We start from the raw sequence: 15705 nt of genomic DNA on the forward strand, positions 1-15705 counted from the left end.
GTTTGCGATTTAAAGAAAAACCGCAGGTCAGACGGGGCGGATCGACCAGGGTAAGGTGGCGGTCACCTCGGTCGGCCCGCCAGGCGGACTGCTGACCTCCAACCGCCCGTTGAGGGCGCCGGCCCGGTCCTCCAGACCCCGCAGGCCCGTACCGGCCGCGGTCGAGGCACCACCGGTGCCGTCGTCCGTCACCGAGACCACGAGCTGGCCGTCGCATTCGCTCAGGCGGACGTGGATGCGCGTGGCGGACGCGTGTTTCACGGTGTTCGCCAGGCACTCGGCGATGATGTAGTACGCGGTCGACTCCACGCTCACATCCGGGCGCCGCTCGAGAGCGCTGGACACCTCCACGGGCACATGGAAGCGCTCGGTCAGTGCCGTGACGGCCGCTTCGAGGCCGCGGTCGCTCAGGATGGGCGGCTGGATCCCGCGCACCAGATCCCGTATGTCGTCGAGTGCCCGGCCGATCTCCTGGTGCACCTCGTCGACGAGCGCCGCCAGGTACTCCCCGTCGTCACTCCGGCGGCGTTTCGCGTACGACAGGCGCATGAGCACAGCCGTCAGACGTGCCTGAGCCCCGTCGTGCAGATCCCGCTCCAGACGGCGGTAGTCCGCGTCGTTGACCCGCAGTGCCGCGATGCGCTGCCGCTCGGCCGCTTGCTCCCGCAGCCGCGCCTCCGCCTCGTCGACACGGCTGAGTATGCGTCTGACCAGCCGGGCCCGGAGCTTGCCCATCCACAGCAGCAGGGCGATGAGCACCGTGAAGAGCACGACGGAGGCCGCCGCCACCGACAGCCGGGTGCCCACCCCGGTCACCAGAAGCGTCATACCGGGGCCGAACGCGAGCTGTTCAGGCGGCCCGACGGGCAGGGCCACCACGAAGGTGACCACCGGGAACGCAAGTGCCGCGAGCGGCAACAGCCATACGGAGCCGAGCAGCAGCAGTCCGAGATAGCCGATGTCGTCCCAGCGCGCCTCGGCGGACCTGTCCTCGATCTCCCCCTCCGCCTGTGACGTGCGGTGCGGCAGCTCCTGGGACTCTCCGAGGACCGAGTGCGCGAGAAGGCGCTCCAGGTCGGCCACGGCTCGCAGCAGTGGCAGGCTGAACGACAGGCCCTTGAACAGGTCCGCCATCCGGACCGGCACCTGCCGCAGCGCGCCGAGCAGGGCGTGCTCGCCGGAGCCTGACCGCCGCGGTGCCGGAACGGCCCGCCGCAGCACCGCCGTCGCACCCCTGACCACGAGGACCAGCATCGACGGCAGGCCGACGAGCACGAGCCACGAGACGGCGCGCAGGACCAGGGAGGCGACCACGAGCGGGACCAGCAGCAGGCCGACCAGACTGCCCACGGAGAGGTAGATCAGGCCCGCGGCCACACGGTGGGGGCCCGGCAGCTTCAGGGGACTACGAACCATGGTGTGCGGGGCTCAGTCCTTCAGTCTCTCCACGCCCCGCAGATAGTCGAGTACCGCAAGCACTCGGCGGTGGTTCTCACCGGTGTTGGGAATCCGCAACTTGCCCAGGATCGACGTGACGTGTTTCTCCACCGCGCGTTCGGATATGCCGAGCCGCTTCACGATTCCGCCGTTGGTCAGCCCCGTGGCCATGAGTTCCAGTACCTGGCGTTCGCGCGGCGTCAGCACCTCGGTGGCACGTTTCTCCCGCGGGCTGCCGACGAACTGCTTGAACACGTCGGAGTCCAGGACGGTTTCCCCGCGCCGCACCCGGTGCAGGGCGGACAGGAACTCCTCGAAATCTCCGACGCGTTGCTTCAGCAGGTATCCCGTGCCGGCCGAGGCGTTGCGCACCAACTCCTCGGCATAGGTGGCTTCCACGTACTGCGACAGCAGCAGAACGGCCGTGTCCGTGCCGAGCCGCTGAATCTCCAGGGCGGCGAGAATGCCCTCGTTGGTGAAGGTGGGCGGCATGCGGACATCCATGATGACCACATGCGGCCGGGCGGTCCGCACGACGTCCACTATCCCGGTGGCGTCGCTCAGGGAAGCGACCACCTCGATTCCTTCGTCCTCCAGCAGCCTGGCCACCCCGGCTCGCAGAAGCGCGGAATCCTCGGCGATCGCGACGCGCATGGAGACTCCCGCTCGTTGGATTCCGGCCGAACCGGCTTTCGGACATGGGGCCGTCCGGAGGCTGACGAATTGAAGCTGTGGGGGCCCTCAGCATATGGCGGCACGACGGAGGACGTCACGCCCGGCAAACCGTCGCCCCAGGCCGCACGGGCCTATTGCCGGGATCCGACCATGGCCACACCGGCTTGCCGCAGCAAACGCCCCGACGCGGCCAGACTCACCACCACACCCGCGCACACGCACGCCGCGGTGAGCGCCGACAGCATTCCCCACTCGACGCTCAGCGGCGCCTCGCCGTCCAGCACCTCGAGCGCTCCCCGGTACGAATGCGCGCCGAGCGCGACCACTCCGGCAGCCACGAGCACACCCAGGGCCGAGGTCGAGAGCGTCTCCCACAGAGCCATCCGCCGCACCTGGCCCGCGCTGACTCCGAGCATCCGCATGCCCGCGATCTCACCGCCGCGCCGGCTGTACGACATCACCAGCGTGCCCGCCACGGCGATCAGCGCGTACAGCGACGCGGGCACGGTCAGCACCCCCAGCACCAGCCGGTTGAGCCGCTCCTGATCGGCCGACGCCCTGCCGAACCACTCCGCCGACGGCACCACCCGCACCCGCTCCGCACCGAGACGCGAGGTCAGCTCCGCGGCCACGGCCCGCGCCGAGTCCGCGTCCCGCGCACGAAGCAGCACAGCGGCGCTCGACGGTACCGGAGCAGCGGCACCGGGCGCCCCGCCGGGCAGCAGGAGCGGCGGCACTGCCGAGCCCCCGTCCAGCACCGCCACCACGCGCGCCTTGACCGGCCTGCCTCCGAACATCCCGTAGGTCACCGTCGATCCGGCGCGATGCCCGTACCAGTCGGCGAACTCCCGTGACACGGCGACCGTTCCCGGCTCGAGCCGGCCGAGCGATCCGTCGATCACCGTGATGCGGTGCGTGCGGGCCAGCGCGGACGGGTCCGCGACCGCCGCCTGTTCCTTCCACGCCGAGTACGGGCCCGCCACCGCGACCTCCAGCTCGGCCGGAGCGGAGACCGCTGCCACTCTCGGATCGGCCCGCAGGGCCTTCACATCGGAAGGGCTGAGCCTCTCGCCCCGGGCCGGTTCCACGACGAGCTGGGCGACGGTTCGCGCGCGGTCGTCGGCCTCCGTCGCCGCGCCCGTGGTGGACAGCACGGTGGTGAACGCGCCGACGACCGTCAGGATCGCCAGCACCGGACCCGCGAGGGACGCCGTACGCCGCCGGGAGGTGCGCACCGACTCCGCGGCCAGGCGGCCGGCCACCGGGTCGGCCCAGCGCAGCGGCAGGGCCATCAGCCTCAGCAGGGGCGGCAGGTACACCGGTGCCAGCAGGGTGGCGGCCAGCGCCAGCGCCAGCATGCCGGACAACGCCAGCGGGGTCGCCGCCTCCGCCCCGGCGCCGGGGGTCATGGCCAGCATCACCCCACCGGCCATCAGCGCGAGCACGCCCGTCGTGCCGCGCCCCGCCGTCATGGCTTTCGCGTCCAGGTCCGCCTCGCGCAGGGCCTCCGTGGGGAGGACCCTGGCCGCGCGCCTCGACGCGGCCAAGGTCCCCGTCACGGCCAACACCAGGCCGCTGAAGGCGGCGAACACGAGAGGCCCGAGCAACGGTCCCGGGCGCAAATCGACCGGGGAGAGACCGGTGCCGTCGAGTGCCTCGACAGCGGTCGGCGCGGTCAGCGCGGCGACCACGCAGCCCGTGAGCGCCGCGGGCACGGCCACCACCAGGGACTCGCCCAGCACCATCCGGCGCACCTGCGGCCCGCCGGCGCCGGCCAGGCGCAGCAGCCCCATGTCGCGGCGGCGCAGGGCGATACCGAAGGCACAGGTGCCGGTGACCACGACAACGGTCACGAACGCGGACACGACCCCGGCCATCGCCAGAACGCTCTGCACTCCGCCCAGGTCCACGTCACCGCCGGACAGGGTGTGCTTCGTGCCGGTGCCGTCGGTCAGGGTCACCGACGGGTGGCCGGCATCCGCCGGCTTCGGCACCGCCCACGTGGCAGCCAGCGCCGAGGCGGACACCCCCATCAGGGCGACGCCGAGCGCCAGGGCCACGAACGTACCGGTGAACAGGGCCCAGTAGTGCCGTACCGAGTGCACGGAGATGCGCCACATCACCGTTCCCAGGTGCTCAGCTGCTGGGCGACGGCATCGGCGGTGGGATGGTCCAGCCGCCCGACGACCTCGCCGTCCGAGAGGAACACCACCCGGTCCGCGCACGCGGCCACCGCCGGATCGTGCGTCACCATGACCACCGTGCGCGCCGCCCGGTCCACCACGCCCCGCAGCAGCGCCATGACCTGCCGGCCGGTGGACCGGTCGAGGGACCCGGTCGGCTCGTCCGCGAACACGATCTCCGGCTCCGCCACGAGGGTCCGTGCGATCGCCACCCGCTGCTGCTGGCCGCCGGAGAGCTGCGCGGGCCGCCGGCCCGCCTTGTCCGCCAGGCCCACCTCGCGCAGCGCCTCCATGATCCGGTCCCGCTTCACACGCCGGCCCTGCAGACGCAGCGGCAGTGCCACGTTCTCGTAGGCGTCCAGCATCGGCAGCAGATTGAACTGCTGGAAGACGAAACCCACCCGGTCCCGCCGCACCTCGGTCAACTGCCGCTCGTCGCAGGCGACGAGGTCCGTGTCACCGAGCAGGACCTTGCCGCGGTCGGGCTTGTCCAGACCGGCCGCGCAGTTGAGCAGGGTCGTCTTGCCGGAGCCGGACGGCCCCATCACGGCGGTGAGTGCCCGCTGCGGAAAGCCCAGACTGACCTCGCACAGCACCGGGACGGGCCCCGCGGCACCCCGGTAGCTCTTGGAGACGCCGGCCAGCTGTACGGCGGGGAGCTGGACATCGGTGAGCAGTGACATGACCCCAGTCCAGCAGGAAGCAAGGCGCAGGTCAGTGGACCTCCACGGAGTCCCGGAGGGCGGGTTTTCCCTACCATCCGCCGGGACTGACGGCCGGTTAGAGTAACCGGTGTACCGCACGCGCACGCCCCGGAGGGACACGCACCATGAACGTCGCCGTCTGGGAGGCCATGCGGCGGCGCCCGCTGCGTTTCGCCTTCTCCGCCTGGCCGGTGCGCTGCTGGGCGTTCCTGCTGAGCGGCACCGTCGTCGGCTTCGTCGTGCTGCTCCTGATGGCCGCCCTGCTCTTCGTCGGCGTCGGGCTGTCCGTGGTGGGCGTGGGGATCGTCGTCCTCATGGGACTCGCCGTCCTGGGCGTTCCCGTCGCCGCCCTGGAACGGCGCCGGTTACGGCTCGTCGAACCCGAGCCCCTGCTCGACCCGCACGGCTCCCTGCCCGGCACCGGGGTCTGGCCCTGGCTGCGCACCCGGCTGCGTGAACGGGCCACCTGGCGGGAACTGGGTTACAGCCTCGCCCTGGGTGTCGTCTTCACCGCCACCGGGATCGGCTTCACCGCGCTGCTCGGACTGTCCCTGATACTGACGGCGACGCCGGTCATCGTGTGGGCGATCGCACCCGACACGGTGATGCTGGTGCCCGGCCGGCCCATATCCGAGCCCGTTGCCGCCCTGCCGGGCAGCGCCGCGGGCCTGTTGGGCCTGCTCGTCTCGGCCTACGCCGGCGGACTGGTCACCGGAGCCCAGGTGTGGGTCGCCCAGGCCCTGCTGTCGGCGCGGGACGAGGATCTGCGCTCCCGGGTCATCGAACTGACCCGCTCCCGGGCCCGGTTGATCGACGCCTTCGAGGCCGAACGACGACGCATCGAACGCGATCTGCACGACGGTGCCCAGCAGCAGCTCGTGGCGCTCACCATGACCCTGGGCCTGGCCGAGATGGAGCTGCGGGGCCAGGACTCCCCGGCCGCACCCCTCATCTCCCGTGCCCGTGACGAAGCCCGCCAGGCCCTCGACCAGTTGCGCTCCCTGGTGCGCGGCATCCACCCCCAGGTCCTCACCGACCACGGTCTGCCCGCCGCGGTCGCCGAACTGGCCCTGCGCAACCCGATCCCCGTCCACGTCGACATCGATCTGCCGCACCGCCTGGCACCGGCCATCGAGGCGACCGCGTACTTCACCATCACCGAGGCGCTGACCAACGCCTCCAAGCACAGCGGCGCCGACCAGGTCACCGTCGTCGGCCGCCTGCAGGACGACAAACTGACCCTGCTCATCACCGACAACGGACACGGCGGCGCGGATCCGGCCGCCGGAGCCGGTCTGCAAGGTCTCGCGGACCGGGTGGCCATTCTGAAAGGGAGACTCGTCGTGACAAGTCCCGTCGGCGGACCGACGCAACTGCGGGTGGAGGTGCCGTGCTCCGCGTAGTGATCGCCGAGGACGCCGTGCTGCTGCGGGCCGGACTGGTGGAGCTGCTGACCCGGGTCGGACACGAGGTGACGGCCGCGGTCGGGAACGCCGAGGAACTGGCGCGTGCCGTGGACGCCGACCGCCCGGACGTGGTGGTCACCGACGTCCGGATGCCGCCCGGCTTCCGCGACGAAGGACTCAAGGCGGCACTGGAGCTGCGCGGCCGGCACCCGGGGCTCCCGGTGCTCGTGCTGTCGCAGTACATTGCCACGGCCTACGCGACACAGCTGTTCAGCGGCAGTTCATCGGCCGAGGGGGGACTGGGGTACCTGCTCAAGGACCGGGTCGGCGAGGTCGCCGAGTTCCTCGACGCGCTGGACCGGGTCGCCGGCGGGCAGACGGTGATCGACCCTGAAGTGGTCCGGGTCCTGCTGCAGCAGCGGGCCGCCGACGAGCCGCTGCAGCGCCTGACGCCCCGCGAACGGGAGGTGCTGGCCCTCATGGCGGAGGGGCTCAACAACCAGGCCATCGCGCAACGCCTCACCATCACGGAGGCGTCGGTCGTCAAGCACTCGAGCAACATCTTCATGAAGCTCGACCTCGATCCGGCGGAGGGCAACCGCCGAGTGCTGGCCGTCCTCGCCCATCTGCGCCGGGAGACCCCGCAGCTCTGAGGAAGGGCGCCCGGCCGCCCCGCACGCGCTCAGGACTCCTCGCCGCCCCGCCCGGACACGACAGCGCGGAGATCCGTGCCGGGGTGCAGCAGCTGCGTCAGCCGCTGCGCCGACAGGTCCCAGGACCACTGCGACGTCACCCAGGCCCTGCCTGCCGCGCCCATGGCCGCGGCCTGCGAGGGAGAGCGCAGCAGGCCCGCCACGGCAGCGGCCACGGCCCCGGCGTCCGTACCGTCCACGACCGTGCCCGTCACCCCGTCGACGACCGCGTCCGGTGCACCCCCGGAGTCCCCGGCGACCACCGGCAACCCGCTGGCGGCCGCCTCCAGGAACACGATGCCCAGCCCCTCCGCCTCCAGCCCCGCCTTGCGGGTCCGGCACGGCATGGCGAACACGTCGGCCGCCGCGTAGTACGGGGCCGTCGACGCGTGGTCCAGCCCGCCCACGAACACCACGTGCCCGTCGGCGTACCGGCGCGCCAGGCGCCGCAGCCGCTGCTCGTCCGGGCCGCCGCCCACGATCACCAGCACCGCCTCCGGCACCGCCCGCCGTATGGCGGGCATCGCCCGTATCAGCTGGTCCTGCCCCTTGCGCCGCACCAGCCGGGAGACGCACAGCACGACCTTGCGGTCCACGATGCCGTGCCGCTCCCGGATCCGCCGGGCGGCACCCGGCTCCGGCAGGAACGCCGCCGGGTCCACCCCCGGCACCAGCCGCACCAGTTCCGCCCGCGGCCCCAGGGCCGGCGCTATGCGCCGCCGGGTGTACTCGCCGAGGTAGGTGACGGCGTCCACGTGGTCGCCGACGCGCCGCAGCACCTGGCGGGCGCCGGGGGTGCGCGCCCACCAGATCTCGTGGCCGTGCGTGGTGGCGACCAACCGCCGTATACCGCCCCGCCGCAGCGCCGGGGCCATGGCCGCGAGCGGGGCGGCGGCTCCGAACCAGACCCGGTCGCACCGGTACCGGCGGGCGATCTCCAGGGCGCAGCGGGTCACCCGGGAGGTGGGCAGCAGCATGCTGCTCGGGTCCCGGATCACCGGGAACGGCAGCGTGGCGTCATAGGCTGCGGCACCCGGCTCACGGGAGGTGTAGACGATCACGTCGTGGCCGGGGACGCGGGACGCCATGGCGTGGACGAACGTCTCGATGCCCCCTTGGCGGGGCGGGAAGTCGTTGGTGATGACGAGGGTGGTGCCCATGGTCGCTGGCTGCCTTCCGGAGGGAGTGGTCAGGCCGTGAAGAGGTGGTTGCGCCGGTCGTCGGCGACGCGGGTGACGGGCACCCACCGGCCACGCCGCCAGCAGTGGGCCCCGTATCCCAGGTCCCGCAGGTGTCCGAGGACATCGGCCTGACCGGCGCCGTACGTCGCCAGATGGCGTCGCGCGAGCTCGAGCAGCAGCGTGGGCCGTTGCCTGCGCAGCGTGGCCGATCCGCCCTGCAGCAGGGCGAGTTCCGTGCCCTCGGTGTCGGCCTTGACGAACGCCAGCCGCCGCGGAGCGATCTCCTGCGCCAGGTTTTCGAGGGTGCGGACCGGGCCACCACGGTGCGGGAGAGACGGAACTGCGACCCGCCGGTACGAACGCCCGCAGGCCCGCCACCTCCTCCTCCACGAACGGGAACCGGCCCGCCCCCACCGCTGTGCGGCCGCCCCCACGTCGGTGCGCCATGCCCTCACCGGGCGCTCCCCGCGGCCGGAGCGGTGAGGGGAGGCACAGACGGCACGCCCCGCACGACAGTCGCGCGCTCGGGCTCGCTCCGGCTCGTGCCGTTCACCAGCCGGGCGAGGACGACCAGGGCGACGGGGAGGGCGAGATACCCGAAGCGCCCGGCAGGCGCGAGGAGGAAGGCCGCGCACAGTCCGAGGGCCAGCCGGTCGGCGGCCGGTACGAGGTCGTGCGGTGGCCGGGTCAGCAGGGACACGGCGACGGCCAGCCCGGCGGACAGCAGCAGGGCGACCGCCGCGTACCAGCCGGCCGGCCCGAGGTCGGCGAGCAGCCTGCCCGGCAGCGGGCTGGCCGCGGGGGTCTCCCAGGGCCCGCGCCCCGTGGGGAACATGAAGACCTGCTCCACCAGCGGACCGGGCGACAGCAGCACGGCTGGCAGGACGAGCAGGGCCGTACCGCCCACCGCCACGGCCGTCCCGCGGGCTGCGGCCCGCCACCCGCCCCGCTGGGCGAGCAACGCCACGGCCACCGCCACGGCGGGCCAGGCCGTCCACTTGAGGGAACAGACGGCGGCGAGCGCCAGCCCGGTGGCCACCGGACGCCGCCGCGCCGCATACACCAGCGCCAGCACCAGCAGCCCCGTCAGCGGCAGATCGATGCCGCTGACGCACAGCGGAAGCGCCACGACGGGGGAGGCCACGAACGCGCCGAGTGCGCATGTGCTCATCGGGCCCCGTGCGGCATCCCGTCGGCCGTACGTCCCGGACTCGGCCGCGCGCCCGGCCGCCCGCAGACAACCGAGAAAGGCCGCGGCGCACCAGATCCGGGCGTCACCCAGCAGCCTCGCCGCCAGGCCGTCACCGCCCAGCACCGCGCGCGGCAACCCGAACACCGCCATGCCCGGCAGGTACGGAGTCACCTCGACCACCGAGCCGGGATCCGCCAGATACGGCGTCGCCTGACGCACGGTCAGCAGACCGGCACGCTCCATCACGCCGACCTCGCTCTGCGCCGAGCCGGTCAGCAGCAACAGGACGAACGGCACCACGACGGCGCCGGCGGCGGCGAACCAGACCGAGACCGCCGGTCCCCGCCGCCGTGACGACACCAGGGCCGCCACCGCCGCGCAGAGGTACCCCGCACCGGCGCTCATTCCCCACACCCGGTGCGGCTGCGGTGCCGGGATCAGCGCGAAGACGGCGGCCCACACGGCGGCGATCAGCCAGCCGGCGCACCACAACCACCGTGTGTTGAAAGAGAATTGAGCCCAACGATTCAGCACGCATCCATTGCATCCGGAGCGTTCTCGCAGGTCATGACAGCCAGGTCGAGACCTGGAGGTCGGGTTTTCCCGACCATCTCGCCCGGCGGCCCACGCCGTGGCCCGTGGGCGGACGACACCCACCCCATCCCGGGCGAACTCTTCAGCACACGTCCGGCTGATCCGCGAGCTCGGCGGCGATCTCGTCGCTCGTCGGCCAGTCGATCTTGCCGACGACACGACCGCCGCCGATCAGGACGGCGCGGTCCGCCCAGGCCGCCACCGCCGGGGCCCGAGTGGCGATGACGACTGAGTACCCGGCCCGCTCCACCAGAGCACGCATCGCATCCATCACCCGCTGCACACCGGCGTCGTCGAGACCGTCGCTGGGTTCGTCGACGAACATGACACGAGGACCAACCGGCAGCGCCGCGGCGATCGCGACGCGCTTGTGCTGCTCGGCGGAGAGGTCGGTGAGTCTGCTCGCCGCCTGTTCCTCCAGCCCCACCAGACGCAGGGCTTCCATGACGGCTGCCTCCGAAGGCACCCGGCCCGTAACGGACGCCGCCTGGGTCACGTGCTCGTACACCGTGTGCGCGGGCGGCAGTGCGGGCCGCCGCGGGACGTAAAGCCGTCGCAGCTGTGTCAGCTCCCGCTCGTCCAGGGCCGCCAGCTCCCGGGAACCCTTGAACACCCTGCCCCGGCTCGGCCGTTCCCGCCCGGCGGCGCACCGCAGCAGTGCGGTCTTGCCCGCTCCGGGAGGACCCACCACCGCGGTCAGGGACCGCTCGGGGAAGCCGACGCTGGCCTCGACGAGTGCCGGGCGGCCCGCAGCGGCAGCGTGATGCTCGACACAGACCCTGACCAGCTGGACGACGGGCAGACGAATGTCAGTGATGTGGGGCATGTCGGTCAGTCCAAGTCGGGGTCGGGATCCGGTGATCTCAGTGCAGCAGCAGGACCTGGGGGAGGCAGTAGACCTGACAGGAGAGTCTGCAGGCGGGTTTTCCCCACCCATGCGAGGCCTTGTCTCGAAGTCGTCCGTGAGCGATCACCGGGGTTCTAGGCTCGGCGGTGCCCAGGAGCCCGAAGGAGCCATGAGGACTGTGACGGACGAGCGAGTTGTCATCGTGACCGGTGGAGGCACGGGCATCGGGGAGGCCACGGCTCGGCTGCTGCGTGAAGGGGGACACCACATCGTCGTCTCAGGCCGGCGCAGCGAACCCCTGCTGCGCCTCCAGCGGGAGATCGATGTGCTCGCCCACCCGTCCGACGTGCGGGACCCCGAGGCCGCCGAAGGTCTGGTCGAGGCGGCCCTGGCCGCTTACGGGCGGCTCGACGGAGTGGTGCTCAACGCGGGCATCGGACGCGGCGGTGCCGTGGGCGACCTGTCGCTGGAGGACTGGGACGAGGTCATGCGCACCAACGTCACCGGTCCGCTGCTGCTTCTGCGCGCGGCGATCCCGCACCTGCTGCGGGCGCGCGGTGCGGTGGTCGCCGTCGCCTCGGTGTCCGCACTGCGCAACGGCACCAGCAACGCTCCCTACGCGACCTCCAAGGCGGCCCTGCTCCAGCTGTGCCGCTCGGTCGCCGTCGACTACGGCCGACAGGGAGTGCGGGCCAATGTCGTGTGCCCGAGCTGGGTCAGAAGCGAGATGGCCGACCGCCGCATGGCGCGCTTCGCCGCGGAGGCGGACCTGCAGGGTGTCGAGACGGCCTACGAAGAGGTGACCAGGCTCCTGCCGCTGGGACGGCCGGGTGAACCGCGGGAGGTCGCGGAGGCCGTCGCCTGGCTGCTGTCCCCCGCCGCGTCGTACGTGAACGGCTCCGTGCTCACCGTCGACGGCGGAGCGACGGCCCTGGACCCCGGGACGCTCGCCTTCGACTTCCACGTCGCGCCGCGTACCGGCGCAACGGCGGACACGATGAGCTGACCACCGGCTCGGCATCCGCGGCCGGCGGCGCGGTGGTCAGGTACGCCCGGCCGGTGCCGACGCGTCCCGGCCGGAGAGTGCGTCCGCCATGGCGGGCCACATCCGGGCGACCCTCAGCAAAGCGGCCGGATCCCCGGGCAGGGCGACGGCGAGTTGGCGGTCAGGAGATGACCCCGGTGCACCGGCGAGTACGGCGCGGCGGGCCAGTCCCAGCGCACCGGCGAGTGCGGCCGCTTCGAGCCGGTCCTCGCGTACGCCGCCGCGTCGGGCGTGCCGGTGCGCCTCCTCGTAGACGTCCGCGTCGATGTACTGCTGCAGCACCAGGAGCGCGTCGTAGGTCTCGATGGTCTGCCGGTGTGCCTGCAGGGCCAGGGGTGAACGCGGGCGCAGCACCTCCCGGATCCTGCTGCGCTGCGGCCCGGCGAGGGTCACCTGGGGTACCGCGGCGACAAGATCGCTCCACAGCGGCCACAGCTGCCAGGTGACGCGCAGAGCACTCCATGTCCGGGCCATGGCCGTCACCGTGGGGACCAGCAGCGATGCCGCGCGAATGAAGCCGTGCACCCCGATGATCAGGGACAGATAGGGCAGGGCCGCTGGGGCGCCGCCGGACAGGTGCCAGAGGTAGCCGGCCCAGAAGACGAACGCGAGCACGCTGCCCACCGCGAACAGCCGCAGGGACAAGAAGAGATCGCGCTCGTCCGTGCGCAGGCTGTACGACCAGCACACCACCACCGCGACGGCGTCACCGACCAGATGGGACACGACGAGGATCAGCCAGTAGGCGGACGCGGGATCGGCCGGACGCTGGACGGAGGGAACGCTCACGCGAGGGTGAGCCGCCAGCAGGTCCAGCACGATCAGGGCGCCCATGGCCGCCCCCAGCCCCACCACCACCGACAAGTGCAGACGCCGGTACCGGGTCGAGTCGACCATGGAGAGCAGAACCAGCCCGGCGCTGAGTACGCCGATCAGGTTGCGGGTCAGCGCGACCGCGTGGACCTCCACACCGGCGTCCGCGAGCCGGCCGACGACGACGGGCTGGAAGAGAGTGATGGCCGTGGTCGCCGCCAGCACGGTGAGCCACAGGCCCCGTTGCTGGGGGTGACGCAGAGCGGGCCCGGCCCGGCAGACGAGAGCGAACCACAGAATGACGACGCTGCAGAGACCCACTTGAGTGGCCAGCTCACTCACCGGCATCGACGGTCACTCCCAGGAAGGCGCCGAGCCGGCCGAGCGGACCGGACACCCGGTTCGCCTTCCCGGCGCTCTGCAGCAGGCTGGCGATCATCTCGGCTTCCTGTTCCTCGGCGGTCGTGTAACTGGTGCGTGCCATCAGCCGCCTGACGAGATGGGGCCGCAGACCGTCGAGGAGGTCACCCGTCAGCTCCACGCCGTCGACCGAGGTCTCCCGGTGGTGGTCGCACAGCACATGGCCGATCTCGTGCAGGATGATGTGCTCACGGTGAAGGGGCGCGGTGCCCGGCTCGTAGAAGACATAGTCGGCGTCATCGGTGCCCAGCCAGAGACCGCACGCTCCGGCGACCGCCGCTTGCTCGGGCAGTTCCCTCAGGACGAGCGGACGCTCCCGAAGGCGCTCCACCCGGCCCCGGATCGCGTCAAGGGACAGCGACTGCTGGATCCCGAGATCACGCAGGATCGCCGTGCACTTGCGCTGCAGCGCGGCGTACTCGTCCGTTCTTCTCACCCGCGGTCACCTTCGTCTCCGGTCATCCCTTTCGGCCGGCCGGTCTGTGACGTCTCTGTGAGCCGGATTGATCGGACATCGCGTTCACGAGGGTGAGCAGGGCGTCGAGTCCCGCTTCCGAGAGCGAGTCGGCGCGGAAGGCCAGCGTGCGGACCTTGCTGTTTCCCAGCGCCGCGGCGAACTCCATCTGGCGTCTCACCCTCTCGGAGACTTCCTCGTCGGTGAAGTAGTCCGGTGTCACGCCGAAATGTTCCGCCAGCACCCGCAGCTGGTCGCGGGTCACGTTCCGCTTCCGGCCGGTCGCCAGTTCCCACAAGTAGGTGGCCGAAAAGGTACGCCCGGTGCTCTGGCGGATCTCCTCGGCGATCCTGCTGTAGGGCGGCCGGTTGCCCCGGTAGTAGGCGTTGATGATGTCCTCGAGCCGCTGAGCCAGGGACGACGGCTCCGTGGTGCCGTTGCCGTCGCTGCTGATACTGGCCAAGTCGTCAACCCCCGCGTGTCATGTCGCTCCTGTTTCCAGCGGACAAGAAGTGGCAGTCAACCTAATTGCTCCGCAGCCTCTTGAACACCGCCGCCCGGAAGGTCGGCCGCCTTTGGCTCAATGTTTGTGCAGTGCAGAGCAAAAGGGCCGCATGGCACGTAGTTGAGGAAGAGCGCGCGGCCAGGGGTGCCAGCGGATGAGTTGACACCCTTTCATCCGCTGAGTACGGTCCTCGGGTGCTTGGGTCGGCCCCATGCGCGGGGATGCTCATGCCGGCCCCGACCTCGTCGTTTGCCGTGGAAACACCGGGCGGCTTTTCAGCGGGCCGACTCCATGCACCGATGCGCCGCCGGCTGACCACCGGCGGGAGCACACCGCGGTTGACCCACCGCGCGTTCTTCGTCGGCAAGTCCGGCCCCACACCAGAGCCGTGACGAAACAGCACAGGGGGAATGACAGGGATGCCACCCGCTTCGCAGGGGGAGAAGACCGGCACGGATCCAGGCCTTGCCGAGATCGAGGGAAACCACCGGACGCCGTCGTGGTGACGGCCGGGAGCTCCGCCACGGCCCGGTCCCTGTTCAGGGCGTCCGTGACCGGAAAACGCCGTCCAGCCCGCCCCATTTGTCGGCGCCGGCGCCTGCGACGGAACACGACGAACGCATCCTCCGTGCCGAATTGAGGAGACAACGCAGTGGTCTGTCTGCGTCTCACCGTGGAAGATCTTTCCCGCATCCGCTTCGTTGACTCCCTCGGACCGGACCTGGAGACCCGGTTCGCAGAACGCAAATACGCGGAGGTGCAGCAGGACGAATTCACGGAGTGGCGCATGAAGGTGCGGCGGAGAATGCGGGGGACCGGGCCGGCGCCGCACGCCGACGTTCACCGGTTCAGATCGGTTGCCGTCCTGCCCTACTGGGGGCGCATACGAACGTATCTGGAAGCGGAACGCGAGACCCGGGGCCGCGCGGTCCTCGCCGGCGGTGTGGAAAGCGTCCTCAACGAGCTCCACCCCCGCATCAATTGGCGCGCTCCGCTGCTCAGCGTGGAGGACGATCACACGGGGCAGACAGTCGATCTCTTCGGAGAGGGACTGGTCATCGCCCCGTCGCTGTTTGCACCCGGCCCCATGGTTCTCGACGCGGAGACGGGCGGCCATGACGCTCCGGTCCTGGTCTACAACGTGACGCCCACCACCGATTCCGCGGCCGGCCTGTGGCAGCAGCAGGAAGGCGACCGCGCCGCCGCCCTGAGCGATCTGCTCGGGCAGACCCGTGCCAACGTCCTCAAATCCCTGCGATCGCCGGTGTCCATCAGCGAAATATCCCGCCGTCTAGACCTCTCACACCCCTCCGTCAGCAGACACTTAGGGGTCCTCCGGCGCTCCGGCCTGGTCGCCGCCGAGCGCCGGGACAATCTGACCGTGCATCGCCTCACACACCTCGGCGAGGCAGTCCTCGGCCGACGGGACTGACAGAACCACAGGAGTTTCGGAAGCCCGTGTTGATTCCCTACGTCGGTTCGGGTCCGTACTGCTATTGATCCGAAACGGTTTGGGTTCTGGGTCGTTGGTGGGGTGTGAGTGATCTGGTGGGGGAC

Annotated in this window: 15 protein-coding genes; 4 read left to right on the forward strand and 11 right to left on the reverse strand. The window is 71.4% G+C overall.

Going from position 1 to position 15705, the window contains the following annotated elements; all coding sequences use genetic code 11:
• Positions 1 to 27: 27 nt before the first annotated feature.
• The 4 genes from ABD207_RS06705 to ABD207_RS06720 form a co-directional block, all read right to left on the reverse strand.
• The gene (locus tag ABD207_RS06705; RefSeq protein WP_344010812.1) at positions 28 to 1416 is read right to left on the reverse strand and encodes a sensor histidine kinase; all 1389 of its coding nucleotides are present in this window, start codon (positions 1414 to 1416) and stop codon (positions 28 to 30) included.
• Positions 1417 to 1428: 12 nt separating this feature from the next.
• Positions 1429 to 2091 carry a response regulator gene (locus ABD207_RS06710; protein ID WP_344010815.1) on the reverse strand — a complete coding sequence of 221 codons (663 nt, stop codon included), beginning with the start codon at positions 2089 to 2091 and terminating at the stop codon, positions 1429 to 1431.
• Between the two features lie 152 nt (positions 2092 to 2243).
• Positions 2244 to 4232: an FtsX-like permease family protein gene (locus ABD207_RS06715; RefSeq protein WP_344010817.1), complete on the reverse strand. Its 1989-nt coding sequence runs from the start codon at positions 4230 to 4232 to the stop codon at positions 2244 to 2246.
• Positions 4232 to 4978 carry an ABC transporter ATP-binding protein gene (locus ABD207_RS06720; protein ID WP_344010819.1) on the reverse strand — a complete coding sequence of 249 codons (747 nt, stop codon included), beginning with the start codon at positions 4976 to 4978 and terminating at the stop codon, positions 4232 to 4234. The genes ABD207_RS06715 and ABD207_RS06720 overlap by 1 nt, the downstream gene beginning before the upstream one ends.
• A gap of 146 nt (positions 4979 to 5124) precedes the next feature.
• On the opposite strand from ABD207_RS06720, the gene ABD207_RS06725 reads away from it, so the two are divergent.
• Both ABD207_RS06725 and ABD207_RS06730 read left to right on the forward strand, forming a co-directional pair.
• Complete coding sequence (locus ABD207_RS06725) at positions 5125 to 6402, forward strand: sensor histidine kinase (protein ID WP_344010821.1); 1278 nt, start codon at positions 5125 to 5127, stop codon at positions 6400 to 6402.
• Positions 6390 to 7058, forward strand: a complete 669-nt coding sequence (locus tag ABD207_RS06730) for a LuxR C-terminal-related transcriptional regulator (RefSeq protein ID WP_344010822.1) — start codon at positions 6390 to 6392, stop codon at positions 7056 to 7058. Before ABD207_RS06725 ends, ABD207_RS06730 begins: the two co-directional genes overlap by 13 nt.
• Positions 7059 to 7087: 29 nt before the next feature.
• On the opposite strand, the gene ABD207_RS06735 is transcribed toward ABD207_RS06730, so the two are convergent.
• The 4 genes from ABD207_RS06735 to ABD207_RS06750 all read right to left on the reverse strand — a co-directional run bounded on the left by ABD207_RS06735 (position 7088) and on the right by ABD207_RS06750 (position 10890).
• Complete coding sequence (locus ABD207_RS06735; RefSeq protein WP_344010824.1) at positions 7088 to 8257, reverse strand: glycosyltransferase family 4 protein; 1170 nt, start codon at positions 8255 to 8257, stop codon at positions 7088 to 7090.
• Between the two features lie 29 nt (positions 8258 to 8286).
• Positions 8287 to 8733, reverse strand: a complete 447-nt coding sequence (locus ABD207_RS06740) for an FkbM family methyltransferase (protein ID WP_344010825.1) — start codon at positions 8731 to 8733, stop codon at positions 8287 to 8289.
• Positions 8730 to 9962, reverse strand: coding sequence for a glycosyltransferase 87 family protein (locus ABD207_RS06745; RefSeq protein ID WP_344010826.1), 1233 nt, complete (start codon positions 9960 to 9962; stop codon positions 8730 to 8732). Before ABD207_RS06745 ends, ABD207_RS06740 begins: the two co-directional genes overlap by 4 nt.
• A gap of 184 nt (positions 9963 to 10146) precedes the next feature.
• Positions 10147 to 10890 carry an ATP-binding cassette domain-containing protein gene (locus tag ABD207_RS06750; protein WP_344010827.1) on the reverse strand — a complete coding sequence of 248 codons (744 nt, stop codon included), beginning with the start codon at positions 10888 to 10890 and terminating at the stop codon, positions 10147 to 10149.
• A gap of 199 nt (positions 10891 to 11089) precedes the next feature.
• Between ABD207_RS06750 and ABD207_RS06755 the strand changes: the two genes are divergently transcribed.
• A complete protein-coding gene (locus ABD207_RS06755; protein WP_344010834.1) occupies positions 11090 to 11917 on the forward strand; it encodes an SDR family NAD(P)-dependent oxidoreductase in 828 nt (275 codons plus the stop codon).
• Positions 11918 to 11953: 36 nt separating this feature from the next.
• Here ABD207_RS06755 and ABD207_RS06760 read toward each other — a convergent pair whose 3' ends face one another.
• Genes ABD207_RS06760 through ABD207_RS06770 form a run of 3 tightly spaced genes read right to left on the reverse strand, consistent with a single transcriptional unit; the run spans position 11954 to position 14106 of the window.
• A complete protein-coding gene (locus ABD207_RS06760) occupies positions 11954 to 13090 on the reverse strand; it encodes an MAB_1171c family putative transporter (RefSeq protein ID WP_344010829.1) in 1137 nt (378 codons plus the stop codon).
• Positions 13091 to 13103: 13 nt separating this feature from the next.
• Positions 13104 to 13625, reverse strand: coding sequence for a regulator component (locus tag ABD207_RS06765; protein ID WP_344010830.1), 522 nt, complete (start codon positions 13623 to 13625; stop codon positions 13104 to 13106).
• Positions 13626 to 13647: 22 nt separating this feature from the next.
• Entirely contained in the window at positions 13648 to 14106 is a 459-nt protein-coding gene (locus tag ABD207_RS06770) for a hypothetical protein (protein WP_344010831.1), read from the reverse strand.
• Between the two features lie 694 nt (positions 14107 to 14800).
• Between ABD207_RS06770 and ABD207_RS06775 the strand changes: the two genes are divergently transcribed.
• Entirely contained in the window at positions 14801 to 15580 is a 780-nt protein-coding gene (locus tag ABD207_RS06775; protein ID WP_344010833.1) for a winged helix-turn-helix domain-containing protein, read from the forward strand.
• Positions 15581 to 15705 lie beyond the last annotated feature (125 nt).

It is taken from the genome of Streptomyces thermospinosisporus (assembly GCF_039526425.1).
Classification (GTDB): Bacteria; Actinomycetota; Actinomycetes; order Streptomycetales; family Streptomycetaceae; genus Streptomyces; species Streptomyces thermocarboxydovorans.

Bases quoted from the DNA above. Each gene is read 5' to 3' on its own strand.
- ABD207_RS06705 (WP_344010812.1), bottom strand. From the start codon at position 1,416: ATGGTTCGTAGTCCCCTGAAGCTGCCGGGCCCCCACCGTGTGGCCGCG.
- ABD207_RS06710 (WP_344010815.1), bottom strand. From the start codon at position 2,091: ATGCGCGTCGCGATCGCCGAGGATTCCGCGCTTCTGCGAGCCGGGGTG.
- ABD207_RS06715 (WP_344010817.1), bottom strand. From the start codon at position 4,232: ATGTGGCGCATCTCCGTGCACTCGGTACGGCACTACTGGGCCCTGTTC.
- ABD207_RS06720 (WP_344010819.1), bottom strand. From the start codon at position 4,978: ATGTCACTGCTCACCGATGTCCAGCTCCCCGCCGTACAGCTGGCCGGC.
- ABD207_RS06725 (WP_344010821.1), top strand. From the start codon at position 5,125: ATGAACGTCGCCGTCTGGGAGGCCATGCGGCGGCGCCCGCTGCGTTTC.
- ABD207_RS06735 (WP_344010824.1), bottom strand. From the start codon at position 8,257: ATGGGCACCACCCTCGTCATCACCAACGACTTCCCGCCCCGCCAAGGG.
- ABD207_RS06750 (WP_344010827.1), bottom strand. From the start codon at position 10,890: ATGCCCCACATCACTGACATTCGTCTGCCCGTCGTCCAGCTGGTCAGG.